At 66.6% G+C, this 25,858-nt stretch carries 23 protein-coding genes; 13 read left to right on the top strand and 10 right to left on the bottom strand.

Features of this window, described 5'->3' with window-relative positions:
* Positions 1 to 25: 25 nt before the first annotated feature.
* The gene (locus tag ACL02S_RS09030) at positions 26 to 1,372 is read right to left on the bottom strand and encodes a coenzyme F420-0:L-glutamate ligase (protein ID WP_412801872.1); all 1,347 of its coding nucleotides are present in this window, start codon (positions 1,370 to 1,372) and stop codon (positions 26 to 28) included.
* Positions 1,369 to 2,367: a 2-phospho-L-lactate transferase gene (gene cofD, locus ACL02S_RS09025; protein ID WP_412801871.1), complete on the bottom strand. Its 999-nt coding sequence runs from the start codon at positions 2,365 to 2,367 to the stop codon at positions 1,369 to 1,371. Before cofD ends, ACL02S_RS09030 begins: the two co-directional genes overlap by 4 nt.
* Positions 2,368 to 2,888: 521 nt before the next feature.
* Here cofD and ACL02S_RS09020 point away from each other — a divergent pair.
* From ACL02S_RS09020 to ACL02S_RS08990, 7 genes are all read left to right on the top strand, one after another.
* Entirely contained in the window at positions 2,889 to 3,122 is a 234-nt protein-coding gene (locus ACL02S_RS09020) for a WhiB family transcriptional regulator (protein ID WP_028477295.1), read from the top strand.
* Between the two features lie 126 nt (positions 3,123 to 3,248).
* Entirely contained in the window at positions 3,249 to 3,728 is a 480-nt protein-coding gene (locus ACL02S_RS09015; protein WP_412801870.1) for a metallopeptidase family protein, read from the top strand.
* Between the two features lie 76 nt (positions 3,729 to 3,804).
* Entirely contained in the window at positions 3,805 to 4,191 is a 387-nt protein-coding gene (locus tag ACL02S_RS09010; RefSeq protein ID WP_412802082.1) for a DUF3499 domain-containing protein, read from the top strand.
* 52 nt (positions 4,192 to 4,243) lie between these two features.
* Positions 4,244 to 5,620, top strand: coding sequence for a phosphomannomutase/phosphoglucomutase (locus ACL02S_RS09005; RefSeq protein ID WP_412801869.1), 1,377 nt, complete (start codon positions 4,244 to 4,246; stop codon positions 5,618 to 5,620).
* Positions 5,621 to 5,738: 118 nt separating this feature from the next.
* The gene (locus tag ACL02S_RS09000; protein ID WP_412801868.1) at positions 5,739 to 6,959 is read left to right on the top strand and encodes a tobH protein; all 1,221 of its coding nucleotides are present in this window, start codon (positions 5,739 to 5,741) and stop codon (positions 6,957 to 6,959) included.
* Entirely contained in the window at positions 6,959 to 8,179 is a 1,221-nt protein-coding gene (gene manA / locus ACL02S_RS08995) for a mannose-6-phosphate isomerase, class I (protein ID WP_412801867.1), read from the top strand. The genes ACL02S_RS09000 and manA overlap by 1 nt, the downstream gene beginning before the upstream one ends.
* 88 nt (positions 8,180 to 8,267) lie before the next feature.
* Entirely contained in the window at positions 8,268 to 9,194 is a 927-nt protein-coding gene (locus ACL02S_RS08990) for a cation diffusion facilitator family transporter (RefSeq protein WP_412801866.1), read from the top strand.
* 58 nt (positions 9,195 to 9,252) lie between these two features.
* Here the strand turns inward: ACL02S_RS08990 and ACL02S_RS08985 are convergent, their stop codons facing one another.
* The 4 genes from ACL02S_RS08985 to ACL02S_RS08970 form a co-directional block, all read right to left on the bottom strand.
* Positions 9,253 to 10,722 carry a phytoene desaturase family protein gene (locus ACL02S_RS08985; protein WP_412801865.1) on the bottom strand — a complete coding sequence of 490 codons (1,470 nt, stop codon included), beginning with the start codon at positions 10,720 to 10,722 and terminating at the stop codon, positions 9,253 to 9,255.
* Positions 10,723 to 10,814: 92 nt separating this feature from the next.
* A complete protein-coding gene (locus ACL02S_RS08980; protein WP_412801864.1) occupies positions 10,815 to 12,122 on the bottom strand; it encodes a cytochrome P450 in 1,308 nt (435 codons plus the stop codon).
* Between the two features lie 116 nt (positions 12,123 to 12,238).
* Positions 12,239 to 12,961, bottom strand: a complete 723-nt coding sequence (locus ACL02S_RS08975) for a TIGR03089 family protein (protein ID WP_412801863.1) — start codon at positions 12,959 to 12,961, stop codon at positions 12,239 to 12,241.
* Positions 12,962 to 12,964: 3 nt separating this feature from the next.
* A complete protein-coding gene (locus ACL02S_RS08970) occupies positions 12,965 to 14,428 on the bottom strand; it encodes an LCP family protein (RefSeq protein ID WP_412801862.1) in 1,464 nt (487 codons plus the stop codon).
* A gap of 327 nt (positions 14,429 to 14,755) precedes the next feature.
* On the opposite strand from ACL02S_RS08970, the gene rfbD reads away from it, so the two are divergent.
* The 4 genes from rfbD to ACL02S_RS08950 all read left to right on the top strand — a co-directional run bounded on the left by rfbD (position 14,756) and on the right by ACL02S_RS08950 (position 18,073).
* Positions 14,756 to 15,634 (top strand): dTDP-4-dehydrorhamnose reductase, encoded by an 879-nt coding sequence (gene rfbD, locus ACL02S_RS08965; RefSeq protein ID WP_412801861.1) that lies wholly within the window; start codon positions 14,756 to 14,758, stop codon positions 15,632 to 15,634.
* An 89-nt stretch (positions 15,635 to 15,723) separates the two neighbouring features.
* Complete coding sequence (locus tag ACL02S_RS08960) at positions 15,724 to 16,620, top strand: glycosyltransferase family 2 protein (protein ID WP_412802081.1); 897 nt, start codon at positions 15,724 to 15,726, stop codon at positions 16,618 to 16,620.
* A gap of 46 nt (positions 16,621 to 16,666) precedes the next feature.
* Positions 16,667 to 17,746, top strand: coding sequence for a mannose-1-phosphate guanylyltransferase (manB, locus tag ACL02S_RS08955; RefSeq protein WP_412801860.1), 1,080 nt, complete (start codon positions 16,667 to 16,669; stop codon positions 17,744 to 17,746).
* A gap of 99 nt (positions 17,747 to 17,845) precedes the next feature.
* On the top strand, positions 17,846 to 18,073 hold the full coding sequence (locus ACL02S_RS08950; RefSeq protein ID WP_412801859.1) for an FmdB family zinc ribbon protein: 228 nt from the start codon (positions 17,846 to 17,848) through the stop codon (positions 18,071 to 18,073).
* Between the two features lie 23 nt (positions 18,074 to 18,096).
* Here the strand turns inward: ACL02S_RS08950 and ACL02S_RS08945 are convergent, their stop codons facing one another.
* Genes ACL02S_RS08945 through ACL02S_RS08930 form a run of 4 tightly spaced genes read right to left on the bottom strand, consistent with a single transcriptional unit; the run spans position 18,097 to position 21,744 of the window.
* On the bottom strand, positions 18,097 to 18,372 hold the full coding sequence (locus ACL02S_RS08945) for an Rdx family protein (protein WP_412801858.1): 276 nt from the start codon (positions 18,370 to 18,372) through the stop codon (positions 18,097 to 18,099).
* Between the two features lie 18 nt (positions 18,373 to 18,390).
* Positions 18,391 to 18,780, bottom strand: a complete 390-nt coding sequence (locus tag ACL02S_RS08940) for a YchJ family protein (protein WP_412801857.1) — start codon at positions 18,778 to 18,780, stop codon at positions 18,391 to 18,393.
* A gap of 44 nt (positions 18,781 to 18,824) precedes the next feature.
* On the bottom strand, positions 18,825 to 19,292 hold the full coding sequence (locus ACL02S_RS08935) for a hypothetical protein (protein WP_412801856.1): 468 nt from the start codon (positions 19,290 to 19,292) through the stop codon (positions 18,825 to 18,827).
* 7 nt (positions 19,293 to 19,299) lie between these two features.
* Positions 19,300 to 21,744: an AAA family ATPase gene (locus tag ACL02S_RS08930; RefSeq protein WP_412801855.1), complete on the bottom strand. Its 2,445-nt coding sequence runs from the start codon at positions 21,742 to 21,744 to the stop codon at positions 19,300 to 19,302.
* 435 nt (positions 21,745 to 22,179) lie between these two features.
* On the opposite strand from ACL02S_RS08930, the gene ACL02S_RS08925 reads away from it, so the two are divergent.
* Together ACL02S_RS08925 and ACL02S_RS08920 are read left to right on the top strand one after the other, a co-directional pair.
* A complete protein-coding gene (locus ACL02S_RS08925; RefSeq protein WP_412801854.1) occupies positions 22,180 to 24,747 on the top strand; it encodes a DUF5691 domain-containing protein in 2,568 nt (855 codons plus the stop codon).
* Entirely contained in the window at positions 24,744 to 25,844 is a 1,101-nt protein-coding gene (locus tag ACL02S_RS08920) for an ATP-binding protein (RefSeq protein WP_412801853.1), read from the top strand. The genes ACL02S_RS08925 and ACL02S_RS08920 overlap by 4 nt, the downstream gene beginning before the upstream one ends.
* Positions 25,845 to 25,858: the final 14 nt, after the last annotated feature.

The raw sequence follows: 25,858 nt of genomic DNA, 5'->3' as shown, positions 1-25,858 counted from the left end.
CCACCTCCCCCCACCCCGAATGCCCTCATAGTTCGATCAGCCCGGAACCGGCGTCCGGCGCGGGCCGCGGGGCCGGCTCTTCCAGCGGATGCCCGATCGCGATAGCACCCAAGGGATTCCAGTCGCCTGCCAAACCGAGGATGTCGCGGGTGAGTTCCGGTGCGAAAATGGTCGACCCGATCCAGCAGCTGCCGAGCCCTTCTGTGGCCAGAGCGACGAGCAAACCCTGCACAGCCGCGCCGACCGCGACAGTGAACATGGTGCGCTCGCAGGCCCGCCGACGCTCATCCGGATAATCGTGCGCGCCGTCCGGCACACAAAACGGGATGATCACTTCGGGAGCATCGAAAAGGATGCGGCCACGGGATACCCGGCGCTCTATCCGCTCCGGCGTAAGCCCGTCGGCGGCGAGATCGGCACGCCACTGCTGCGCCATTTCCGCCAACAGCCTGTCCCGCAGGCCGGGCGCACGGAGCCAGACGAACCGCACCGGCCGGGTGTGATGCGGTGCGGGCGCGGTCAACGCGACGGACACCGCGGCCCGGATACGCGCCGGATCCACCGGTTCATCGGCGAACTGCCGGATCGAGCGACGCAACAGGACCGCCTCGCGCCGCCCTTGTTCGATGGCCTCCGCGGTACCGAGCCAGAACAGGTCCTCGGCACCGCGGCGCAGCAGATCAGTGGCGGTGGACCCGTCGTCGTCGATCGACAGTCCACGCACCACCGCGACCGGCACGCCACTGAGCTTGCCCTTCACCAGGTCCGCGGCGGCAGCCAGTTCGTCGGCCACAGCGACCTGGGTTACCTGTAGCTCATTGCCCTGACCGTCGACCGCGCCCGCGTAATCGTGCAATACCCGCAACCCCGCCGCACCGACGGCCGCGTCGGTCTGTCCATGGCGCCATGCGCGGCCCATGGTGTCGGTGATGACCACCGCGACCGTCACCCCCAACCGTTCTGCCAGCGCGGCACGCAGCGCTTCGGCACTGGCGTCCGGGTCGGCAGGCAGCAGAACCAATTCCCCCTGCTCGACATTCGAACCGTCGACCCCGGAAGCCGCCTGCACGATGCCGAGCTTGTTCTCGGTGATCAAGGTACGGCCCTTACGTGCGAGCACCCGCACCGCCTCCTGGTCGACGAGCCCGCGCCGCGCGATATCGCGTTCCTCCGGATCCAGCGGCGCGGACACGATACGCCCTTCGACCTTCGCGACGATCTTGCTGGTGACCACGAGCACGTCACCATCGGCCAGCCAGGGGGCACACCGCGCGATATGTTCGGCGAGATCCGCACCGGGCCGGAATTCCGGAAGTCCGGTGATGGGCAGGATACGCAATTCCCGCGCCGCGTGGTCGCTCGGTATGGTCACAGCTCGACTCCAGCGAGATCCAGTGCCTGACGCACCATTTCGGCGGTGGTCGGCGGGTCGGTCATCAATAGGGGCACACTGCGCACCTCGACACCTGGCACCTGGGCGGTATCGGTGCTGTGGATCAGCCAGCCGTCCAGAATGCCGGTCGCCGAGCGGGCGCCATAGTATCGGCCGATCGCCTCGGCCGTGGTCTCCACCCCGAGTACCGACAAGCACTCATCGGCCATGCCACGCAGTGGCTTTCCATCGATGACACCGGATACGCCGATCACCTTGGCCGCGGTGGTGCGCAGAGCGCCGCGAATACCGGGCACCGCGAGGATGGCGCCGATGCTCACGACAGGGTTCGAGGGCGCGAGCAAGACCACATCGGCGGATTCTATGATCTCTATCACATTTGGCGCTGGTTTCGCTTCATCAGCACCAATTGTGACGAATCCATGGGTATCGATGTTCGCACGGTACCGAACCCACCACTCCTCGAAATGGATCGCGCGCCGTTCGCCAGGGTTGTCCGGATCCGAGACAATGACGTGGGTTTCACACCGATCGTCAGTTGCCGGGATCAGTTTCACACCGGGTTGCCACCGATTACACAGCGCCTCGGTGACCGCGGACAGCCGGTACCCGGCGCGTAACATTTCGGTCCGAACCAGATGCGTGGCGATATCGCGGTCCCCCAAGCCGAACCAGTCCGGCTGAGCGCGATACTTCGCGAGTTCTTCCTTGACGTGCCAGGTCTCACCGGCCCGACCCCAGCCCCGCTCGACATCGATACCGCCACCCAAGGTATACATGCAGGTGTCGAGGTCAGGACAGATCCGAAGACCGTGCATCCAGACGTCGTCACCGACGTTGACGATCGCGGAGACGTCCGCCTCGGGCAGTAGTTCCCTGACGCCACGAAGAAAACGCGCACCACCGACACCACCGACAAGGACGGCGACCCGGGGTCCACGCGCAGTCGTGGTGTCCGCTTGTTGTCCAGTCACATCCACACAGCCTATGCGTTGACACGACAGGTTCGATTCACAGTCAATTTGCCATCCATTTGCTACTACACTGAACAAGATCGGTTCGGAATGCGGCTGCGGATAGTAACGGAATAGCGTCGGCGGCTTGACCATCGACACTTCCGGCGTGTCTAATCACAGTCATGTCATTCCGGGCTCGCGCGGAAGGTCAAGGCGCGAGCAGTTTTTCGAACAGATGTTCGCATCGGATGATGAGTATCGGCGAGATGGCGAGCATCGGGATGACAAGCTCGGAGGCGTCCGCGGGACAACGTCGCGGGGTATGGCCGTCGGCGCACACGTTGGTCCGACGGAAAGAATCATTCTGCGCTAACACACAGTGAGGAGGCGGAGCGATGGCCAACGAGATGGTCTCGCCGACCGATTCCACAGCAGGCGCAGCACGTGGCGTCTGCGCAGACAACGGCCGGAAGGACTTGGAGGGGGGTGACGGAGTCGCGGCCCCTCAGCTCAATCTGGTGGCGGTCGGCTTCGACGAAATGTTCGACTCCATCGAAGAACAATGGCAGGAGCGTGCCCTGTGCGCGCAGACCGATCCGGAGGCGTTCTTCCCGGAGAAGGGCGGCTCGACCCGCGAGGCGAAACGGATCTGCATGGGCTGCGAGGTACGCGACGAATGCCTGGAGTACGCGCTCGCGCACGATGAGCGTTTCGGTATCTGGGGTGGACTCTCCGAACGGGAGCGCCGCAGACTCAAGCGCGGTATCGGCTGACGGACATCCGCGTGCGCTCGGAGTCGCCCTGGCGGGGCGAGCGGCTCCGAGCGCACGCGATATGACTCCGGCGGATCTCCCGACTCGATACCGGCTGATCGAGGGACCTGGCCTAGATTCTGTGTCATGGCACGTTCCCGTAAGCGCCGACCACCGACCGCACGGTCCGTGACCCGTCGCGGCCGTGGGGTACGCGGTCCGATGCTGCCGCCGACCGTGCCGGCGTGGCGGACCCGCGGCCAGAAATTCGACCGACTGGTGCTGGAGGCGTTCGCTCCGTTGGACACCCGCTGGCACGACCGCCTCACCAAACTCGATATCGCCGTCGATGATGTGCCGAAGATTCGTCCGCTGCACCCGGATTCGGTCACCTGGCCGGATGAGGTCGTCGCCGACGGTCCGGTACCGCTGTCTCGGCTCATCCCGGCAGGCGTCGACCGGCACGGCACGGCTACCCGCGCACGGATAGTGCTGTTCCGCAAACCACTCGAACTCCGTGCCGACGATCCGGAAGATCTCCTCGACCTGCTGCGCGAGGTACTGGTCCAACAGGTCGCGACCTACCTCGGCGTCGACCCGGATGTGATCGATCCGGACGCCGGATGAGCGCGGACCGAGATTCTTCGAGCGTGTCTGTCCCCATCGACAGGCCGGGGCGGTTACTCTCATCGGCGTGCTTCCCATGCGTCGTTGCTGCCGACCTGGCTGTAAGAATCCGGCTGTCGCGACGCTCACCTATGTGTACTCGGATTCGACGGCGGTGGTCGGACCACTCGCGACAGTCGCCGAACCACACTCCTGGGATCTCTGCGCGACACACGGCTCACGGATTACCGCGCCGAAGGGCTGGGAGATGGTTCGCCATGAGGGCGGATTCTCCTCCAGCACACCGGATGACGACGATCTGACCGCGCTCGCCGAAGCTGTGCGGGAGGCCGGGCTGCGGCGCAGGCCACCCGAACGCGAGCAGCGCGGCTACCAGGACTACGCGCCCCAACCCCGCACCACCCGTACCGGCCGCACCGGTCGCCGCGGCCATCTGCGCGTTCTTCCGGACCCACCGTCCTGATCGGACCGGGACGGTGTCGGACCGGCCCAGCGCAACCACTAGGGTGTTGGGCATGACAGTCGCTCGCTCCGCCGAGTTCGTAAACGCGGTGATCAAGGCTTACGACGTTCGCGGTGTGGTCGGTGATCAGATCGACGCGGAATTCGTCGAGGATGTCGGTGCGTCCTTCGCCCGGCTGATGCGCGCGGAGGGCGCGGGCCGAATCGTCATCGGACACGATATGCGGGACTCCTCGCCCGGGCTCTCGGCCGCCTTCGCCGACGGCGTGCTCGGTCAGGGGCTCGATGTGGTGCACATCGGCCTCGCCTCGACCGACCAGTTGTATTTCGCCTCCGGGCATCTGGACTGTCCAGGTGCCATGTTCACCGCGAGCCACAACCCGGCCCGCTACAACGGCATCAAGATGTGCCGGGCCAAGGCGCTTCCGGTCGGCCAGGACACCGGCTTGGCCGACATCAAGAACGAATTGATCGCGGGCGTACCCGAGTACCCCGGCGCCCGCGGTACCTCGACAGAACTCGATCTGCTGGCCGACTACGCGGCCTTCCTGCGCAGTCTGGTGGATCTCGGCGATATCCGCCCGCTCACCATCGCCGTGGACGCGGGCAACGGCATGGGTGGCCACACCGTTCCCGCGGTACTCGGCGCACTGCCGCAGGTGACCATCGCGCCACTGTATTTCGAACTGGACGGTAGTTTCCCGAACCACGAGGCCAACCCGCTGGACCCGGCGAACCTGGTGGATCTGCAGAAGCTGGTCCAGGACGCGGGCGCGGATATCGGCCTCGCCTTCGACGGCGACGCCGACCGCTGCTTCGTCGTCGACCAGAACGGCGATCCGGTGTCACCATCGGCGATCACCGCCCTCGTCGCCGAACGGGAACTCGCCGAAGAGCCGGGCGCGGTGATCATCCACAACCTGATCACCTCGCGCGCGGTGCCCGAGCTGGTACACGAACTCGGCGGAACCCCGGTACGTACCAGGGTCGGCCACTCGTTCATCAAACAGGAGATGGCTGCCACCGGGGCCGTCTTCGGCGGCGAGCATTCCGCGCACTACTACTTCCGGGACTTCTGGGGCGCTGATTCCGGTATGCTCGCCGCGCTGCACGTACTGGCCGCGCTCGGCGAGAAGGACCGGACGATATCGGAACTGATGTCGTCGTACACCAACTACGCGGCCTCCGGCGAGATCAACTCCACCGTGTCCGATGCCGACGAGCGGACGCTGGCCGTGATCGAGGCATTCACCGACCGGGCGCATTCGGTGGACCGACTGGACGGGGTGACGGTACAACTGGCCGACAACGCCTGGTTCAACCTGCGTGCGTCGAATACCGAGCCACTGCTCAGGTTGAACGTCGAGGCCCGCTCGGCGGGGGAAGTAGACGCACTCGTGACCGAGATCCTCAACATCGTGCGCTCCTGACTGGAATAGTGGAATCACAGGCCGTGGATTCGCCCCGCTCTCGTACGATGCGGCAACCGAGCTGGACGAACACGGGGGCGGAAAAGATACAGCGCGATGAGGGGAGGTGGGACGCCCGATGATCGCTGGAACACCGGTGCTCGACCTCGACGATGCCGCTTCACTCGAAGCAGCGGATACCGGCGGCGCCCTACGCTCGGCCGCCTCCGGTGGCGCCCAGGTGCGCGCCACCGCGGCGGCTGTCAGTGAGGACACGTTGGCTCATCTGACCGATCTTCGGCCACGCAGCGTGGTGCTGGTCTCCGGTGCCGGACGTGCCACTCGTGCCGCCGGGCTCCTGGTCGCCACCCTCGGTGACCACGCAAGTCTGCCCATCGTCCCGGTCACCGCGCTACCGCCATGGGTCGGCCCGCTGGATGTGGTGCTTGTCTCCGGCGACGACTCGGGTGACCCTCGATTGATCGACGCTGTGGACCGGGCGCTGCGCCGTGGCGCCGAGGTGGTGGTCGCGGCACCGCATGAAGGACCGCTGCGTACTGTCATGGCAGGCCGCGCTGCCCTGCTCGAACCAAGGGTGCAGGTACTCGGGCACAACCGCCTCCTCCGTTTCCTTGCCGCCGGAATCGCGGTATTACGCGCGGTCGACCCCATACGTACCGGCGGTGCGGTTCCCGAGCTCACCGAACTGGCCGACCGCTTGGACGCGGAAGCACTGCGCGACGGTCCACGTAATGAGGTCTTCCACAACCCCGCCAAGACATTGGCCGCGCGCATGCAGCAACGCAGCGTGGTGCTCGCGGGTGACTCGCCCGCCGCTACCGTGCTGGCCGGGCACAGCGCCGAGGTGCTGTGCCAGTCCTCCGGCAAGCTGGCCACCGCGGTGGACCTGGCCGAGGCCATCGCGGCGAAGGACCGGCTGGTAGAAGCGGCCGGCGGCGCCGCACCCGATTTCGATCCACTGTTCCACGACGAGGAGCTCGACGGCCCCGCTCCAGTGGAGCGTGTTCAGATATTCGTGCTCAGTGCCGATCGAGATCGGGCTGCCGCCCGCCGCCGCATCGCGGTTTTCGGCGGGAACCGGACCGGCCTGGTCGACGCCGATCTGGTCGATACCGATACGGACGCAGATGTGGCCGACGCCGATATGAATCTGCTGGACACCCAGATCACCGATTCCGCGCCGGCCCGAGGAACAGCAACCGCGCCCGAGTACAACACCGAGCTCGAACAGCTCGCCGTGCTCGCGCTGCGTCTGGAGATGGCCGCCGCCTATCTGCAGCTGATCGGCTTCGGCGCTACCACGACCGATGACCAGGGGCAGTACGGGGGAAACTACTAGTGCACGAACTCGTTGGTGCGCTGCGCTCATATGCCTGGGGCTCGCGCACCGCGCTCGCTCAGTTATGTGGCAAGCCGGTACCCTCCGCTCATCCGGAAGCCGAACTGTGGTTCGGCGCCCACCCCGCCGACCCAGCACATGTACGCATCGGTGACCACGCTATCTCCCTCGCCGAGTTGATCGCCGCCGATCCAGAACGGGAACTGGGCACCACGGCAACGGAATTCGGTGGCAAACTGCCCTTCCTGCTCAAGATCCTGGCCGCCGAGGAACCGTTGTCGCTGCAGGCGCACCCGAGCATGACGCAGGCCGAAGCCGGGTTCGAGCGGGAAGATCAGGCCAAGGTGTCCTTGGCATCGCCGCTGCGCAACTATCGCGACAAGAACCACAAGCCCGAACTGATCGTCGCGCTGGACCGCTTCGAGGCACTGGCCGGTTTCCGCGACCCACACCGCACAGTCGAATTACTCCGCGTATTGGCCGTTGACGGATTGCGTTCCTACGCTGACCTGCTTGCCGCACAGCCCGATTCGGCTGGACTACGCACCCTGTTCACCACCTGGATCACCCTGCCGCAGCATGTGCTGGCCACACTGTTGCCCGCGGTGCTCGACGGCTGTGTGCGGTATCTGTCCAGGACGGGTCCGCGGGAATTCGCCGCCGAAGCCCGCACCACGCTAGAACTCGCCGAAGCCTATCCGGGCGACGCGGGTGTGATCGCCTCGCTACTGCTGAACCGGATAACACTGGAACCGGGACAAGGGCTGTTCCTCTCGGCCGGAAACCTGCACGCCTATCTGCGCGGGCTCGGCGTGGAGATCATGGCCAACTCCGATAATGTGCTGCGCGGCGGTCTCACCCCGAAACATGTCGATGTGCCGGAACTGTTACGAGTGCTGGACTTCGAACCGATCGACCTGCCCGTGGTGCTACCGGAGCCCGCGGGTGACGGCTCGGTGCGCTACCGCGCCCCGGCACCGGAGTTCGCGCTGCGTCGCTTCGACCTCGTCGCAGGCTCCGCCCAGGTACCACTGACCACGGCAGGACCAGGCATCGTCTTGTGCACCGCGGGAACGGTGCGCCTGCTGCGGAACGACTCCGCACTTGTGCTCTCCCGTGGTGGCGCCGCCTGGCTTTCCGCCGCCGACACCGACATTCGCGCTCAGGCAGTGGATGGGGAGGTTCAGCTGTTCTACGCGTGTGTCGGCACCGGCTCCTGACCGGACCGAGACAGCGGGCGGCCTTCCCGGGCCGGGCAGCACTGCCATACTCTGTTCGCGGTAACCCGAGCAGAGAGGACATGCTGCCATGTCGGCTGGCGGTAGCAGGAGGGCGATTATCGCGGCGCTGACCGCGAACGCGGGAATCGCTGTGGCGAAATTCATCGGCGCGGCGATCACCGGCTCGGCGTCGATGCTCGCCGAAGCGGTGCACTCGGTAGCCGATACCAGTAATCAGGGATTGCTGCTGTTCGGGCAGCGACGTGCCGAAAAAGAGGCGGATGAGCTACATCCATTCGGATACGCGCGCAGTCGCTACTTCTATTCGTTCATCGTGGCCTTGGTGTTGTTCACGCTCGGCTCCTGTTACGCCCTCTACGAAGGCATCCACAAGATCCAGCATCCGGAGGAATTGAATTCCCCTATGGTGGCGATCGTCATCCTGGTGATCGCGATCGGGCTGGAGACCTACAGCTTCAGGACCGCGGTACACGAGTCCGTGGCGGTGAAGGGTGACGCGAGCTGGTGGCGGTTCATCCGCAATTCGCGCAGCCCGGAACTTCCGGTGGTGTTACTGGAGGACGCCGGCGCGCTGATCGGTCTGATTTTCGCGCTCGCGGGTGTCGGGCTGACCATGCTCACCGGCGACCCGGTCTGGGACGGTATCGGCACCCTGGCCATCGGCGGGCTGCTCGGCGTCATCGCCGTCGTGCTGATCGTGGAGATGCAGAGCCTGTTGATCGGCGAGGGCGCCACTCCGGAAGAGAACCGGCTGATCCAGCTGAATCTGGTCGACGACGATCGCATCGATCGGGTGATCCACCTCAAAACGCAATACCTCGGCCCGGAGGAGCTGCTCGTGGCAGCGAAGGTCGGCGTGGTCCCCGGCCTGGATATCGCCGCGATCGCGCGCGCCATCGATGACGCCGAGTCCCGCGTCCGCACCGCTGTCCCCACCGCGCGGGTCATCTATCTCGAACCCGATCTCTATCGCGCCGCGTCCGCCACGGGGTAGACCGTGGCGGACGGCGTTCGGTAGTGCGATGCCGGAAAAGGACACACCGCGGAACGCTTCAGCGCAGCCGAGCGGCCGGCGCACGCAGCAGATCGAGAGGATCGACACCGATGGCGAAGCGGTCACGCAGGGCGTGGCGAGCGGCGTGTAAGCCGTTCATACCGTGCACACCCGGACCGGGCGGGGTAGCCGACGAGCACAGATAGACTCCGGGAATCGGAGTGGCGTAGGGGTTCCAGCGTGCGGTAGGCCGGAAGGCGAACTGGCGCAGGGTCATCGCACCCGCGGCGATATCGCCACCGATGTAGTTGGCGTTGTGCGTGGGCAGTTCGGCCGCCGTGCGGACATTCATGGCAACGATCACATCGCGGAAACCCGGTGCGAAGCGTTCCACTTGGGCAATCACCTCTGCGCTGACATCGCGTGGGGAGCCGTTGGGCACGTGGGCGTAGGTATAGAAGGTATGACCGCCTGCGGGCGCGCGGGTGGAGTCGACCACGCCGGGCTGGATGGCCAGCACATAGGGCCGTTCGGGATGCAGGCCGAGGGCGATGGCATGCTCGGCCGCCACGGCTTCGGCACGGGTGCCGATCACGTGCACTGTTCCTGCCAGCGCACAACCCTCGGCCTGCCACGGCACCGGTTCGGAGAGCGCGAAGTCGATCTTGCAGGCCGCGCCGCCGTAGCGGAAACCTCGCAGTCGCCGCGCATAACGCGCGGGCAACCGATGCTCCGCGATGCGCAGCAGTTCGGCAGGGGCGAGGTCGAGCAGGATCGCGCGAGCGGTAGCGAACTCGTCCAGCGAGTCGACCCGGTGCCCGGTGTATATCCGGCCACCGAGCCGCTCGAGTTCGGCGATCAGCGCATCGGGAATCGCCTGGCTCCCACCCCGCGGTATGGCCCAGCCACCGGTATGGGCGAGGGTACCGAGCAACAACCCGGCGCCCGCGGCCGGGAGCGTGCGCGGCGGGACGATCGCGTGGGCGGCGACACCGGTCAGCAAGGCAGGTGCGCGCTGTTCCCGAAACCTGGCGCCCCACAGCGGCGAACCCTGCTCACAGGTACGTAGCCCGAAGCGAAGCGCGGTCACCAACCCGGAGGGCGGGCGGCGCAGATCCGACATGGCGACCTCGACCACATCCGGCCAGTGCCGTACCAGCGGCTCGAACAGCGCACGCCATGCCGGGCCGTCCCGGCCGAGATCGTCGACCGTGCGGTTCAGATCCCGCCAGGCCAGCCCCGCCACACCGCCATCGAGCGGATGTGCGTAGGACACCTCCGGCGCCAACAGCTCGACACCGTGCGCAGTCAGGTCGAACGCGCGAAAAAAAGGTGATGCCGATGCCATCGGGTGCGCACCCGCGCATACATCATGCCGATACCCTGGCAAAGTCAGTTCGGCGGTGCGTGATCCGCCCCCGGCCGTCGGCTCGGCCTCATAGACCTCCACGTCCAACCCCGCCCTGGCCAGGATCACCGCGGCGGCGAGCCCGTTCGGCCCGGAACCGACCACAACCACATCAGCCATACCCCTAAGCTACCGACCCGATCGACACACCGATGGTCTCTAGCCACCGACCACCGGTGCGCTGGACCGAGCCCGGCCATCGCACCGACTGATCAGACCGCCGCCTGTCGCGGCGCGGGCACCGCGGGGCCCAACCGAACCGGCATCCGTTGGTAACCGTGCACGGTGAACAGCATGCGTCGCTGCAGCGGGCCGTCCAGGCGTAAGTCGGGGAATCGCTCGAACAGTGCCCGCAGCGCGTAAGTTCCCTCCATCCTGGCCAGGCTGGCGCCGAGACACGCGTGCACACCACTGCTGAAGGACAGGTGATCTTTGGCATTGTCGCGCCCGACGTCGAACCGCAACGGGTCGGTGAAGAACGCTGGATCGCGATTGGCGCCTGCCAGCGACAGCACTACTGTGCTGCCCTTGCGTACCACAGTGCCGCCGATCTCCACATCGGTCAACGCGGTCCGCGCGGTGGCCTGCACCGGAGGATCGAAGCGCAGAATCTCCTCGATCGCATTGGGCCACAGTTGCGGTTCGGTGCGCAACCGCGCCAATTGATCGGGGTGAGCCAGCAACTGCCCGACACCATTGCCGATCAAGTTGACCGTCGTCTCGAAACCCGCGCCCATCAGCAGGCTGGCGGTGGCCTTGAGCGCATGGGAGTCCAGCTCACCCGCGGTGACCAGACTACTGAGAATGTCCTCACCCGGTGCGCGACGGAGCTGTTCGATATGCCGGTCGAGATAGGCGTTCATCATCTCCATCGCCAGCAGTGCTTCCCGGTAAGCACGCCACGGAACGCCGATATCCAGTAACCGCGTCACCCGATCACCCCACGCGAGGAACATCGGGGTGTCCTCGTCGGGAAATCCGAGCATCCGCGAGATGATCGCGATCGGCATCTGGGCGGCGAACGATTTGATCAGCTCGGTCGAACCGCCCGCGGGTAACGCACTCAGCAGTTCCTCGGTGACCGTCTCGACACGATCGCGCAGCCTGCGGATAGCGCGTGGAGTGAACGCCGAGGCGACCGGTTTACGCATCGACGTGTGTTCCGGCGGATCGATCACCAGCATCGACGGCGGCTCGACCGGATTCGGCGGGAGCGGGAACCGCTCGCCGAGCCGCTGGAGCGGCCGCGGAGTGTTGAAACTCTCGACGGTGCGCACCCCGAAGCGGTTGTCGCGCAGGATGGATCGGCACAGTTCGTAGTCGAAGGTCGCCCACGCGATCGGGGTGCGTAACAGGCCGCCCTGCCCGCGTAACTGCTCGATCAACGGGTAGGGCGCGGCACAACCGAGGGGTCCGCCCATCAATTCGGCGAACGGATCGCCGCGACGAGCATGGATACGTAAGAGAAAGCCGGGCGTACCCTGCGTCGACAACCAGTGGAACCAGTAGCGTGTCTTCATCGTTCACCCTGTCGTAGCGCGATGATTCCACGGTACGGAACTTCGCCGGTCCGCGGGGTACGTTCCGGTACGGATTCATTCCCCGGTTCCGGATGAGACGCGCTCCCGGACCCGGCTCACTCGCGGTGCACGGTCACCCGTTCGGAAGCGATGCGCCGGTCACGGAGCGTCGGATCGGGATTGACCACCTGTACCAGGGAAGCACCTGCGGCGAGCACTGCCAGGTATCCGTCGATCAACTCACCCGGAGTGTCCCACGGCATACTGGACAGCACCCGATCGCCCGCACTGATTCCTTGGCGCACAGCCGATTTCCTCGCCTCGGCGAGCACAGCGGCAACCGGCATACCTGCCAGCGCCGCACCGGCGCCGCGCGGCAGGAAGTGGTCGCCGTGCACCCGCACCGACGTGGCGAAATCCGTGATGCCCACCGGCAGATCCGGTACCGGGGCTCCCATGGCGTCCAGCGACAATGCCGCGATTTCGCCACCATCGTCGACCTCGTCCAGCCGGTCGACCGTAATCAGGTGCACCTCGGCGTCCTGATCGGGATGCAGGACCACCTCGGCCCCCGCCCACCAACAGCCGAGCAACACCGCGGCGGTCTGCCAGTGTGCGGGCAACAGCACCGCGACCCGCGCCCCCGGACTCAGGCCGAACTCGTCCCGGAGCAAATTGGCGGTCTTTGCCGCCCAGTTCGCCAACGTCAGACCGGACAGTTCGATCCTGGCTCCGGTGGCGTCGTCGTAATACGTGACGCGCGGACCCGAGGGATCCCCGGCGAGGATCGGATCGAGTACCGCTTCGGTGAGCGTATGTTCCTGGTCGAAGTTACGCATAGTTCAGTTCACGCATTTCGGTCCGTTCTGGCCTGCATCGATCGGTGGGGCGGGCGGAACAGGTGTCGCTGTGCCCGCCGTCGCGGAAAGATCGAACACCCGGTCTGCCGCCGAGCCCGGACCAGAATAGTCGCTCGCCAGCACGACGCTCACCGCATCCGGCGACAACCCCGAATCCGCCAGGATCGGCAAGCCGCCGAGCGTCTCGGCCACCGCCTTGGCCCCAGGGCCGGAGGTATCCGCGGCGCGCACCCGGCTGCTGGTAACACGCGGCCCGGTGTAGTTGGCCACCTCGCCACGAAGAAAACCCGCCGCACTGAGCGTTCGGGCCACTTCTGCCGCCAGTCCGCCGACACTACCCGCGTTGTAGACGCTTACGGTCACCTTCGAGGGATCGGCGGCGGACTCAGGGCTCCGCGCGGACTTTTCATCGCCGACCAATGCGGCGACGAAGGTCTCCACCGCGGTGGCGTCGACCTCGACCACTGATTCTCCGCCACTGGTCGAGCCGTTGAGATCGGCGATCGGGATGGTCTCGAATGTCACCCGCCCACCGGAGAGGTCCTTCAGCTGCTGTAGGAACGCCAACACATCCCAACCTTGGTCGAGTACGACCGTCCGTCCCACCGCCTCGCTGAGCTGCCGTAGCCTGGCCGGATTGCTCAGCGTCTTGGTGCTGAGCATCTGCTGCACCAGCTGTGCCATGAACACCTGCTGACGCACGATGCGATCGATATCACCACGCGGCAGGCCGTGACGCTGGCGGACGAAACTCAATGCCCGCGGCCCATCCAGCCGCTGACGGCCCGCGGGAAAATCGGCCCCGGACATCGGCTCCTCGACAGGCTGGTTCAAACAGACCTCGACCCCACCGACCGCCTCGGTGAGCAGCACGAAACCGAGCAGACTCACCTCGGCGTAATGGTCGACGGTGACACCGGTGAGATCGGCGACGGTCTTGATCAGCGCCTGCCTGCCCGCCTGGGTGGACTGTCGCTCCGCGTCGGCAGGCGCGACACCCTGGTCGATCAACGTCGACCGCCGGGTCTCCTTGGTCGCGCCATAGGCGGAATTGATCTTGCCCATGCCGATACCAGGAATCCTGACGTAGGAATCGCGCGGAATCGAGACCGCGGTGGCGGAGCGCCCGTCGTTCGGCACCCGCAACAGCACGATGGTGTCGGTGTTGGTACCGATCTCGTCGCCCGCGTGCAGCATGGCTCGCTCGCCGTCCGACAGTGAGTTGCCGTGCGCGTCGGCCCGGCTGTCCACCCCGACCAGCAGGATATCGACCGCGCCGTCATGCGCGCCACCGAGACCGAGGTCACCGATGCGCTCGATACTGGAGACCAACGAGTCGACACTACGCCAGGCCAAACCGGTGAACACGAGCACCAGAATCGCCGCGACCGCGACGAACGAGCGCAACGGCCCGATCGTCTGCGCACTGTGCCGTGCGGACTGCATACTACGCTGAGTAGACTGCGAAATATGCCGTGCAGACTGTTTACTATTCCGTACGGACTGTGCGCTATGCCTGGTCCGCGGCGCGGGCCCGGCCTGCTGCGAAGACATCGACATGCCTCTCCGCTGCGGCAATTCTGCATCCTCTCACCGAAATCGATGTCCTGACGATGTCCTGACAACACCTGCGGCACTGCTCAACCACCTGGGTTACCGCACGCTGGAGTTCCCGCACGTCCGATCGCACGGATCCACCCGGCGCGCCGAGGCGGCGAACAGGTACTGCGAACAACCTCAATCAAGAGAACGGCGGCATGCCACACTTGCGCCGTGACCGACCGCACCGCGCCCGAACCCACCGTATCCGCCCGTCTCGTCGTTACCGGGGCGTACGGACAAGTAGGCCGGGAACTGCTGCGTCTGGTTCCGGCTGCCAACGGCTACGGGCATACCGAACTCGACATCACCGACCCCGCCGCGGTGCGCTCGGTCCTCGCACCCGGCGATGTGGTGCTGAATTGCGCCGCGTACACCGCCGTCGACCAGGCCGAAACCGAGATCGAGGCAGCCTACGCGGGTAACGCGACCGGACCGGCCGTGCTCGCCGAGGCCTGCGCCGACCTCGGTGCCAGACTGATCCATCTGTCCACAGATTATGTCTTTCCCGGCACTCCCGGTACACACGATCGACCGTATGATACGGCCGATCCGACCGGACCGGCCTCCATCTACGGAAAGTCCAAGCTGGCAGGCGAACAAGAAGTGCTAGCCCGCTGCCCTGATGCTCATGTGGTCCGCACCGCGTGGGTATACACCGGGCACGGTAGCGATTTCGTCGCGACAATGCTGCGCCTGGAGCGAGAGCGCGACACCATCGATGTGGTCGACGACGAGATCGGCTCACCAACATACGCCGCCGACCTGGCTGCCGCGCTGGTGGAATTGACCAGGCGACCGGACGCACCGCGACTGCTTCATGCCACCAACGCCGGACAGGCCAGCCGGTTCGAGCTCGCACGTGCGGCTTTCACCGAGGTCGGTGCCGATCCGGACCGGATCCGCCCATGCCGCTCTGCCGCGTTCCCCAGACCCGCACCGCGCCCGGGGTATTCGGTTCTGTCGCCACGTACCTGGGACAACGCCGAACTGACCCCCCTGCGCAATTGGCGTACGGCACTGGGGGACGCGCTGGCACGACGGTCCGGCTAGGGTGGGCAAACGTGAGTGAGCGCAGCGAGCGAACCCTTGATACAGCAGCTTTCGCCCAGGGTGCGGCCGAAGGTGAGCAAGGCCGCACTGTGAGTGATTCCGATTCCGCTGCGTCCGCGGACCTGGCCGTCGTCACGGTGACCTATTCACCGGGTGCGCACCTGGAGCACTTCGTGACCACCCTCGCCACGGCGACCGCGGCGAAACCCCAGGTGATCCTGGCCGACAACGGGTCGGTGGACGGTGTGCCCGAACTGGTCGCCGAGGCCAACGCGCACGTACGACTGCTGCGCACCGGCGGCAATATCGGCTACGGCGGTGCGATCAACCGAGCGGTCGCGGAACTCGATCCAGGTATCGAGTTCATCGTGATCGCCAATCCGGATATCCGCTGGGGTGCGGGTTCCATCGATACGCTGCTCGCCGCCGCGCAGCGCTGGCCGCGGGCCGGAGCGCTCGGGCCACTGGTGCTGGAGCCGGACGGCAGCGTGTACCCGTCGGCCCGCCGTGTGCCAGGACTGCTCGACGGCGCAGGCCATGCGCTGCTCGGCACGGTATGGAAGTCCAATCCGTGGACCCGCAGGTACCGACAGGAGAACGAGGAGATCTCGGAACGAGCTGTCGGCTGGTTGTCCGGGTCGTGCCTGCTGGTACGCCGCACAGCGTTCGACTCGATCGACGGCTTCGATTCGCGGTACTTCATGTACATGGAGGATGTCGACTTCGGCGACCGCATGGGCAAAGCGGGCTGGCACAATGTGTTCGTTCCGGACGCCGAGGTCACCCATGCCAAAGGGCACGCGGCAGGCCGCCATCCCGAGACGATGCTGCCCGCCCACCATGCCAGCGCCTACCGCTTCCAGGCCGATCGGCATCCGCACTGGTGGCAGGCACCGTTGCGGCTGGCGTTGCGGGCCGGACTTGCGGTGCGCTCGCGGATTGCGGTTCGATCTGCCCTGCGCCAACAGGCGCGCGACGCCGGATAGCCGGCGGTCGCGAGCGAGAGACGACATTGTGAACAGGGGAAGCTTGATGGCAGGAAATGCAGGCACCGACGCCGTGATCCTGGTCGGTGGCCAGGGCACCCGACTGCGTCCGCTGACCCTTTCGGCACCGAAGCCCATGCTGCCGACGGCGGGGTTACCGTTCCTGACCCATCTACTCGCCCGCATCGCGGAAGCCGGGATCACCCACGTGGTGCTCGGCACCTCGTTCAAGGCCGAGGTGTTCGAGGAGCATTTCGGGGACGGCTCCGAACTCGGGCTCGAACTCGAGTACGTCACCGAAACCGAACCGCTCGGCACCGGCGGCGGTATCCGCAATGTGCTGCCCAAACTACGGGCGGACACCGTACTGGTCTTCAACGGAGACGTACTCGGCGGCGCCGATCTCGGCGCGGTACTCGACACCCACGAGTCGACCCGCGCCGATGTGACCCTGCATCTGGTACGAGTCGGCGACCCACGTGCGTTCGGCTGTGTACCGACCGATGAGAACGGCCGGGTCACCGCGTTCCTGGAAAAGACCCAGGACCCGCCGACCGATCAGATCAACGCCGGATGCTATGTCTTCCGGCGCGAGTACATCGAGAAGATCCCGTCCGGGCGTCCGGTCTCGGTGGAACGGGAAGTGTTCCCCGCACTGCTGGCCGAAGGCGCCCACATCCAAGGACATGTCGACACTTCCTACTGGCGTGATATGGGCACTCCGGAAGACTTCGTCCGTGGCTCCGCCGATCTGGTCCGTGGTATCGCTCCCTCCCCCGCGCTACCTGGCCAACGGGGCGAATCGCTGGTGCACCCCGGCGCGGGCGTAGCCCCTGGCGCGGTGCTCATCGGCGGCACTGTGGTCGGCCGTGGTGCCGAAATCGGCGCGGGGGCCCGCCTCGACGGCGCGGTGGTCTTCGACGGCGCGGTGATCGAGGCAGGCGCTACCGTCGAGCGCACCATCATCGGGTTCGGCGCGCGCATCGGCCCGCGCGCACTCGTCCGCGACGGTGTCATCGGTGACGGCGCGGTCATCGGCGCGCGGTGCGAACTCCTCCGCGGCGCCAGAGTCTGGCCCGGCGTGGAGATTCCCGATGGCGGTATCCGCTTCTCCACCGACGTCTGAGGCCGGCGGAAGCCGACGGCTTGCCCGCGCGAGCAGCCCAGCCACCGGAGCCTGCGATACCATGCCCCCTCCGGGGGACCGAGACCGTACACTGACGGAATGCCGAGTTACAGCTATCGGTGCCGCAGCTGCGGCGACACATTCGAGTCGATCCGCCCGATGGCGGAAGCATCGGCACCTGCGACCTGTCCGAGCGGACACGACGATACGGTCAAGCTACTGACCACCTTCGCCGCTGTCACCAGGGGTGGCGGTACGCCCGCACCGAGCCAGGCAGCTCCTCCAGCCGGTGGCGGTGGCTGCTGCGGTGGTGGCTGCTGCGGCTGACCGCGCCGCGACCGGCGCCGGCGTCAGTCCTGCCGATCGGTATGGCCGAGGGAGCGTTCGGGGGCTACCCGATCGCGCACTCGTTGCTTGAGCACCGTGATATCGGGGAAGCCGCCGTCGGCCTTGCGTTCCCAGATCTGTTCGCCGTCGACGGTGATCCGGAATACCCCGCCCGAACCGGGGACGAGTGCGACCTCACCGAGATCGGTGGCGAAAGTGCTGAGCAATTCCTGCGCCATCCAGCTCGCGCGCAACAACCAGCGACATTGGGTGCAGTACTCGATCGCGACACGTGCCATGCCCGCTGACGCTACCGGTCAGGCGGGGTCGGTGCCGTCCAGGTAGACCCACGCACCCTCGGAGCGGGCGAATCTGCTGATCTCGTGCAGTGCGCCACGGCCTTGTGCATCCCGGTAATGCGCGATGAACTCCACAGTGCCGGTATCGTCGAACAATCCGCCACGTTCGACGCGGTTGATCTCCAGCGACAACCAGTGGTTTCCTGGATCCAGCGCCAGCGTGCGCGGACGAGTCCGCGGATGCCAGGAGCGCAACAGGTAGTCGGCATCACCCACCGCGAACGCGGTATAGCGTGAGCGCATCAACGCCGCGGCGGTGGCAGCGGCGCGCGCACCGCGCAATACCGGAGCGCAACAATCCTCGAATGCCTCACCGTGACCACACGGGCACCTGTGCGATGTGTCCATACCGTCGTATCTTGCCGCCGGGCCGCCCGGCGCGGCCGCCGGGGTCACCCACGATGCGCGGCGACAGCCTCCAGCTCCGTGGCGAGCGCGAGAGTCTGCTCGCACCAGCGCCGCAGCTCGGTGACGCTCGGCGCGAGTTCGTAATCGTGGTGGTGCGCGGCGCGCGACAGGGCCGCCCACAGCACCGCTACCCGTGCCGCGATATCCGGGCCTGCGAAAGCCCGCAGCGCGATCAGCTGAGCCCGCATCGGACAGCGGACCAACGCTGGCGCCACCCGCAGCCACAGTTCGTCGACAGACTGTTCCAGGGCGATGCGCAGAATCCACGCCGTCGCCCGCGACCACAATCCGCCCGCATCGCTCACCGATCCGCTGAGTAACAGCTCCACCGTTTCCAGCCGCTCGGCCACCGCAGGCCTCGGCACCCGCGGCCCGTGCGCGCCGTTCTTCGGTCCACGCCGCCGATACCGGGCGGAGTGACCGCCGGAAGCGGGCCCGCGCCGCCCGCTCATCGGCACGTCACCGGGCCAGCCATGCGACGAATTTCTCGGTCGCCCTGATCAACTCACGCATATCGCGCTTGATCGGTACATGCGCACCCGCCGTGGTGTCACGCAGTGCCTCCACCACCCATCGCCCTTCCCGCGCGAGGAGGTTCTTGTGCAGATCGTCGACCTTGCTGCCGACACCGAACACAGCGAGCGCCACCTTCGCCCTGGTCGAGTGCGCGGCGTCGACATGTCGTTCCACTTCGCTGTGGTCCATGCCCGCGGCAAGCAGCGTACGTCTGGCCCTTGCCGCGCTGGCCGCCTCCACCGCGGAACGGCAGCAGGTGGCCACCAACTCGTCGGCGATCGCCGCGGGCAGCTGCGGAGTACGCACCAAGGCCCTGGCATCGTCGAGGTAGCGGCGGATCGGATCGCCGGACACCCGCACCTCCACCACCGAGCGGTCACGGCGTTGCACTTCCAGTATCGTCGCGTCGAGCTGCATACGCCGCACGGCCTCGGCGAGCCGCTCGTCATGCGTGAAGACGATGACCTGCCTTGTCAGGGCGACCGTAGCCAGTACCTGCGCCAAGCCATCCACCTTGGCCGGGTCCATCGCCTGTACCGGATCATCGATCATGACGAAACGAAAGGGGCTTTCCGGCACAGTAGCCCGCGGCAGGAACAGCGAAAGCCCCAGCGCGTGCAACTCACCCTGGCTCATCACCCCCAATGCGGCGCCGTCCACCTCGTCCACGGTCACATCGAGCAGCACCCGGCGCGCAGTACCGGCATTGCCCTGCAAGCGGATCGCGCCGAGCTCGACATTGCTCTGCTGCCTCAAGGTGCGCCATACCCAGCGGGCAGTCGTCTCCAGTGGGGTCATGCGCTCCCCACGCAGGCCGGCGGTCGCCGACTTCAGCCAGTCCTCGGCCTTCTTCACCGTGCGCAGTTCGGCCGCATACGCGGCGACTTCGCGCGCGCCCTCCAGCCATCGCACAATCCGCGCGACCAACGGTGTCCATACCTCGTCCAGGCGGTCGAGTTCCTTATGGGTGCTCTGTTGCAACAGAGCGAGCTCACCGGCCAACCGCGCGTGCGCACCGCGCAGCCGGTCCGGCAGGTCCTCGGTGTAGTCGGCGGTAGTCAACGCGGCCCAGTCGGCCCAGGCGGCCCGCACCGCGGTGGTGTCGATCGACGGTGGATTACCCGGATCGACATCCAGTTCCCTTGGTAAGAGATCCGCGAGCGCCCGCGCATCCCGCACCGCATCGTCGAGTTCCCCGTGCGCGGCGGTGAGCGTGGCGATACGGGCGGCGAGCTGCTCGATGACCGCATCGGTGTCATGAACCCATACCTCGTCGAGTACGCCACAGCCACAGACCGGACACCGGCAGCTACCGCTCGCCAGCTGGTGGGCCCGCGCACCACGCAATAATTCGAGCACACGCAGATCGGCCGCTGCCTCGGCGGTGGAACCGCGGGCGATCGCCACTCCACCGGCCTCCAGCCGGGCCGCGACCGCCGCCACCTCTGTATCCGCGGGCAGCGTCAGCCGCATGATCGCCCGCAGACCAGCCGCTCCGGCCGGGTCGTCCACCACGCCGAGCACCGCACGACTCACCGCGGTGAGATCCGGTTGAGCCGGACGCAGCAGACCGGCCATACGCACCGCCCGCTCATCGGCTACCGCGGCGAGCAGCTCGAGGAGTTCCAGACGTTCCTGACGTGAATCACGGACGGCGCGTTCCAACTCCAATCGGCGCACCCGGATTCGTTCCTGTGCCATGGTCAGTTCATCGAGTCCGAGCAGCTGGTGCAGTGCGTCGAAGAGGTCACTCGGCTTGCCGTCGACCAGCGCACCGAGTTCGCTGTAGGACAGGAAAGGACGGTAGAGCTCCAGTTCGGCCGCCCACCGTCGCGTATCGAATTCCGTTGGCGGAGCGGGTGGATGCCGCTGGGTCCACTGCGCATCGGAGAGATCCGCAGCGGCGGCCCACTCTTTACCGATACTCAGCTCAGGGGTATCGCCTGAGGTGAGTAGCTCGAGTTCGATGCGCGCCGCTGTGCCGGCGTGCAGATTACGCCAGCCTTCCCGCCAGGCCGCCGAACGACCATCCCAGCGGCGGTTCCCACCGGTCAACGCTAATTCGGCGGCCTCGGCGAAGCTGGATTTACCACTGCCGTTGCGCCCGGTTACCAGAGTGAGGCCCGGCCCAGGCGACAACGGTAACGTCGCCTCCGGCCCGATACCACGGAACCCGCGCACTCGAATGGCCCGCAGGAAAATCCCCGAATAGCCGAACGGCTCTGCCGCGACACCGGATTCGTTGGCGCCGAGCGCATGCCGCACCATACGCACGACCGTAGGCGGCACCGCGGGATCCTCGGCGAGACGCCGGAGCACCACCTCCGACAGCCTAGGCCCCGACTCGGCGGGAGCACCGGCTTCGACAGCATCGGGATCCGGGCGCATGCGAGAAATCCTCCACCATCAAGCCGCTACACACACTCCGACCTGGCACGCAGCACCTATGCCGAAGCTGTGCGAAACGCTACCCGATCACGCGGGAAGCCGCGCATCGCATCGGTGCGAATCTGCCCGCGGGGATGGAAATGGCCATCGAACACATGCGCCTCGTTCGATGTCCACCCCTCGCACCACCCCGGCGGGCAGTTCGATGATGTCAACACCCGTCCTAGGTGGCTCGGTCGAGCCGAACAGGACAGGATGCCAGAGCATTTCGAATTATGCAAGGCTTACCTCCGTGAATAGGTAAGTCCTCGGCACACGTTCCGCCGATCGCGACGCGTTATCCGGTTACGGCATATGTCGGTGTGCTGCGATACAAATCCTGGCGACCGAGAAACCGAGGAAAATGATGCGATACAACCGCGTTGGAGCAGGCTGATGACAACACCGTGGACCGAAGACCAGGTCACGGGATCGGCGCCGGATACGAGTTCGCTCCCGGCCACTGCCGAACGACGCAGCGCACGGGTGCGCGCAGGCCTGGCGGAACTCGACGTCTGGCTCACCGATCAGGTGCGCACCGGTCTCGCCGAGAGCGCGCGCTCCTATCACGCCTTCGAGACCATTGCCGCCAGAATGATCGATGCGCAGGCCCCCGGACCGGCCGCGGTGCTGCGCAGGCTGCCGGCCATCGTGGCCACCCGGACCGACTGGCCGGATATCCTGCTGCGCGAGTACGCCCGATTACACCTGCTGATCGCCGCGCACCGACAGCTCGACGCGGTATCACCCGCGCTGCGCGCCAGCATTCGTAGCCATATCGGGTACCCCTATCCCATCGAAGCGGTCCGCACCGAACCTCCGGTTCGGGACCAATGGATGGTGGTCGGTCTTCGGATCACCGAGGAAGCGCGCCTCCATACTCGGCGCAGCTGGCTGTACGGGCGCACCAGCAGGCGCTGGGCGCTGCTCGTCGAGCATTCCTTCGGCTCCCCCAGCTTCGCTACGGATCTTCCCGCGCTCGGGCGGCTAGTCGACGCACAGCTACATTTCTATCCGGGTTCCGTACCACTGCGGGCGGTCTGGGGCGAACGGTACGGAGCGGACGAGCCGGGTACCGCGCTGCCGCACTCGGACAACCGGCCGGCAACCATCGCCACCGAGCTGGCCGAACACGCCGCGGCGCTCGGTGCCGATCCATGGCTACGCTCCTGGCCGATGCTGCTGGCCGATGTGGTGCCGACCCGCACCGAACAGGGCTGGTACATCACCGAATCCGATGGCAAAGCACTGCCCATCCGGGATACCGAGCAACCGTGGACGCTGCTCGCCGTCTCCGGTGGCCACCCGGTGACAGTAGTCGGTGAGTGGAACGCCGACGGGCTGACGCCCCTATCGGTATACGCCGAAGGTGAGGTACTCGACCTGGTCCGAGTGGCTACCGCGAGAGAAACGCCGAGGCACGTCCCCGCCGAACAGGCGATCAGCGCGGAGCTGACCGCCGCGGCACTCCTCGGCACCGCGCGCCGGGCACCGGAGCTCACCGCGGTAGCGCCACCGATCCCCGACGCAGCGCACCGATTACCTACCGATCCAGCACTGTTACTTCTGGAAACCACGGCACTCCAAGACCTTTTCGTCCGCGGTGGGATGATGCCTGCCACCGCACCCGTCCCCGAACAAGCGGCACCGGACACCCGCCGGTTACTGCCGCGGCCCTCGGCCGCACGTCTGACGCGCATGCTGCGGGAACGCTCACCATTCCTGCTCGAATGGTTCGCCACGGCGGCGCCGCACGACTATCGGGCCCCGGCCGAGCTGTGCGAACAGCTGCTCGAGTACGCACAGCACGACACGAACCTGCGCGATCCCGCACTCCGCTTGGCAGGCGTCCGGGGCGACTGGCTGGCGGCGCGGCATCCGATATGGCGCGATTCGGCGCGGCAGCCCTCTCCCCTATCCGAGCACAGCACGGATACCTGGCACTTCGGCAAGCCACATGAGCGAAGCGATTGGCTCGCCGAACTACGACGCCGCGATGCCGCCGCGGCCAGGCAACAGCTGGCCGCGGCGTGGCCGAAGGAATCCGGCCCGCTGAAAGCCGAGCTGCTCACCGTGCTCGCCGAAGGCCTCGCGCCCGAAGACGAATCGCTGCTGGAACCCGCGCTCGACGATCGCCGCGCGGACGTCCGCCGTACCGCGGCCCGCCTGCTCGCGCTGCTGCCAGGGTCGGCGTTCGCACAGCGGATGCGGGCCAGGGCAGCTGAATGGATCCGCGCCGAACAGCGGCTCCGGCGCACACATCTGCTGCCCGTATTACCCGATACGCTCGACGCCGCCGCCCAACGCGACGGAATCACCGACCGTACCGCGGAATTCAGCTACCGCTGGGACGGGATTCCCGATATCACCGCGATTCGGCTGCGGCACCTGGTCGCGGCGACACCGCCGCCCTACTGGACGGAACTGCTCGGCTCACCCACACAGGCGGTACGTACCACGATCGAGGATCGATACCGGCAACCGATCTTCGACGGCTGGATGGACGCCGCCTTACAGCACCGGGATCCCACCTGGGCACGAGCATTGTTCGAATCGGGCGTACCGACCGATCTCGCCATACTCCGCAGACGGGAACTGTTCGCGCTGCTGCCACTGCCGGACCGGACCGCGCATCTGGTGCGACTGGACGGATCCTGGCTCTCCGAACTGGAGGCGCTACTGCCGGCGGTCGACCATCCGTGGCCGGAGGCGCTGGCCCGGCATGTGCTCGTGCTGTTGTCCGAGCGGGCACGGGTAGCAGCAGGCCGCCCGAATACCTACGGCACCGGTCCGGACGCACACCGCTCGCTGATCGCCGCAGCAGCCGCCCATTTCCCGGTCGCCATGGCGGGCGCACTGACCGCAGTGGCGCACCACTGCGCAGATCCCGGCTGGGAGCGTGCTTTCGACCGGCTCGCCCACGATCTCGATTACCGCTCGAAGATGCTAGAGGAGTTGCAGTGACACCAACCACCCCACCGCCGGAGCTGCTGCGCCCGCACGCCGAACAGGCCTACGCCGATGAACTGCGCGCACTGACCGCCGCCGACAACCGGCCCCGCCCGCCCTCCTGGAAGTTGTCCCCATGGGCGGTAGTCACCTATCTGCTCGGCGGCACGCTCACGGACGGCACCGTGATCACCCCGAAGTACATCGGTCCGCGCAGGCTCGTTGAGGTAGCTGTCGCGACCTTGGCAACAGATCGGGCGCTGCTGCTGCTCGGTGTCCCCGGCACCGCCAAAACCTGGGTATCGGAACATCTCTCCGCAGCCATCAGCGGTGCGTCGACGCTGCTCGTGCAGGGCACCTCCGGCACTGCCGATGAAGCGATCCGCTATGGCTGGAACTACGCGCGGCTGCTCGCCGAAGGACCGAGCGAGGGCGCGCTGGTGCCGTCGCCGGTGCTGACCGCCATGCGCACCGGAGCCATCGCCAGGATCGAGGAACTCACCCGTATCCCCTCGGATGTGCAGGACGCGCTGATCACCATGCTGTCGGAGAAAACCTTGCCGGTACCCGAACTCGGCACAGAGGTGCAGGCAGCCAAGGGCTTCAACGTCATCGCCACCGCCAATGACCGCGACCGCGGGGTGAACGAGCTGTCTTCCGCGCTGCGGCGCAGATTCAATACGGTGGTGCTGCCGCTGCCCGCGAGCGAGGAGGAGGAAGTCGCCATCGTCAGCAGGCGTGTCGAACAACTCGGCTCCGCCCTGGAACTGCCCGCCGTGCCCGCTGCCGCCGAGGAGGTACGACGGGTGGTGCGGGTCTTCCGGGAGCTGCGTTCCGGTAGCACCGCCGACGGGCGGACCAAACTCAAGTCACCGTCGGGCACCATGTCCACCGCCGAGGCGATCTCGGTGATCACCAACGGCATAGCACTGTCGGCACATTTCGGCGATGGTGTGCTGCGTGCCTCCGATATCGCTGGTGCGGTACTCGGCTCGGTGATCAAGGATCCGGTGACCGATGCGGTGGTGTGGACCGAGTATCTGGAGGCCGTGGTGCGCCAGCGACCGGACTGGTCGGATTTCTACCGGGCCTGTCGTGAGGTCAGCGGGTGAGTTCCGGCACCGAA

Source organism: Nocardia spongicola, from assembly GCF_047200775.1.
Taxonomy (GTDB): Bacteria; Actinomycetota; Actinomycetes; order Mycobacteriales; family Mycobacteriaceae; genus Nocardia.
Note: the sequence above shows the minus strand (reverse complement) of the source record. Positions and strands in the feature narration are given on the sequence as shown.

What these genes read in the sequence shown, in the direction of transcription:
- ACL02S_RS08940 (WP_412801857.1), bottom strand. Translation starts at nt 18,780, where the DNA reads ATGGACACATCGCACAGGTGCCCGTGTGGTCACGGTGAGGCATTCGAG.
- ACL02S_RS08975 (WP_412801863.1), bottom strand. Translation starts at nt 12,961, where the DNA reads ATGCGTAACTTCGACCAGGAACATACGCTCACCGAAGCGGTACTCGAT.
- manB (WP_412801860.1), top strand. Translation starts at nt 16,667, where the DNA reads ATGGCAGGAAATGCAGGCACCGACGCCGTGATCCTGGTCGGTGGCCAG.
- ACL02S_RS09005 (WP_412801869.1), top strand. Translation starts at nt 4,244, where the DNA reads ATGACAGTCGCTCGCTCCGCCGAGTTCGTAAACGCGGTGATCAAGGCT.
- ACL02S_RS08930 (WP_412801855.1), bottom strand. Translation starts at nt 21,744, where the DNA reads ATGCGCCCGGATCCCGATGCTGTCGAAGCCGGTGCTCCCGCCGAGTCG.
- ACL02S_RS08945 (WP_412801858.1), bottom strand. Translation starts at nt 18,372, where the DNA reads ATGGCACGTGTCGCGATCGAGTACTGCACCCAATGTCGCTGGTTGTTG.
- ACL02S_RS09010 (WP_412802082.1), top strand. Translation starts at nt 3,805, where the DNA reads ATGCGTCGTTGCTGCCGACCTGGCTGTAAGAATCCGGCTGTCGCGACG.
- ACL02S_RS08985 (WP_412801865.1), bottom strand. Translation starts at nt 10,722, where the DNA reads ATGGCTGATGTGGTTGTGGTCGGTTCCGGGCCGAACGGGCTCGCCGCC.
- ACL02S_RS08950 (WP_412801859.1), top strand. Translation starts at nt 17,846, where the DNA reads ATGCCGAGTTACAGCTATCGGTGCCGCAGCTGCGGCGACACATTCGAG.
- ACL02S_RS08925 (WP_412801854.1), top strand. Translation starts at nt 22,180, where the DNA reads ATGACAACACCGTGGACCGAAGACCAGGTCACGGGATCGGCGCCGGAT.
- ACL02S_RS09000 (WP_412801868.1), top strand. Translation starts at nt 5,739, where the DNA reads ATGATCGCTGGAACACCGGTGCTCGACCTCGACGATGCCGCTTCACTC.
- ACL02S_RS08970 (WP_412801862.1), bottom strand. Translation starts at nt 14,428, where the DNA reads ATGCAGTCCGCACGGCACAGTGCGCAGACGATCGGGCCGTTGCGCTCG.
- ACL02S_RS09015 (WP_412801870.1), top strand. Translation starts at nt 3,249, where the DNA reads ATGGCACGTTCCCGTAAGCGCCGACCACCGACCGCACGGTCCGTGACC.
- ACL02S_RS08935 (WP_412801856.1), bottom strand. Translation starts at nt 19,292, where the DNA reads ATGAGCGGGCGGCGCGGGCCCGCTTCCGGCGGTCACTCCGCCCGGTAT.
- ACL02S_RS08990 (WP_412801866.1), top strand. Translation starts at nt 8,268, where the DNA reads ATGTCGGCTGGCGGTAGCAGGAGGGCGATTATCGCGGCGCTGACCGCG.
- ACL02S_RS09020 (WP_028477295.1), top strand. Translation starts at nt 2,889, where the DNA reads ATGTTCGACTCCATCGAAGAACAATGGCAGGAGCGTGCCCTGTGCGCG.
- ACL02S_RS08980 (WP_412801864.1), bottom strand. Translation starts at nt 12,122, where the DNA reads ATGAAGACACGCTACTGGTTCCACTGGTTGTCGACGCAGGGTACGCCC.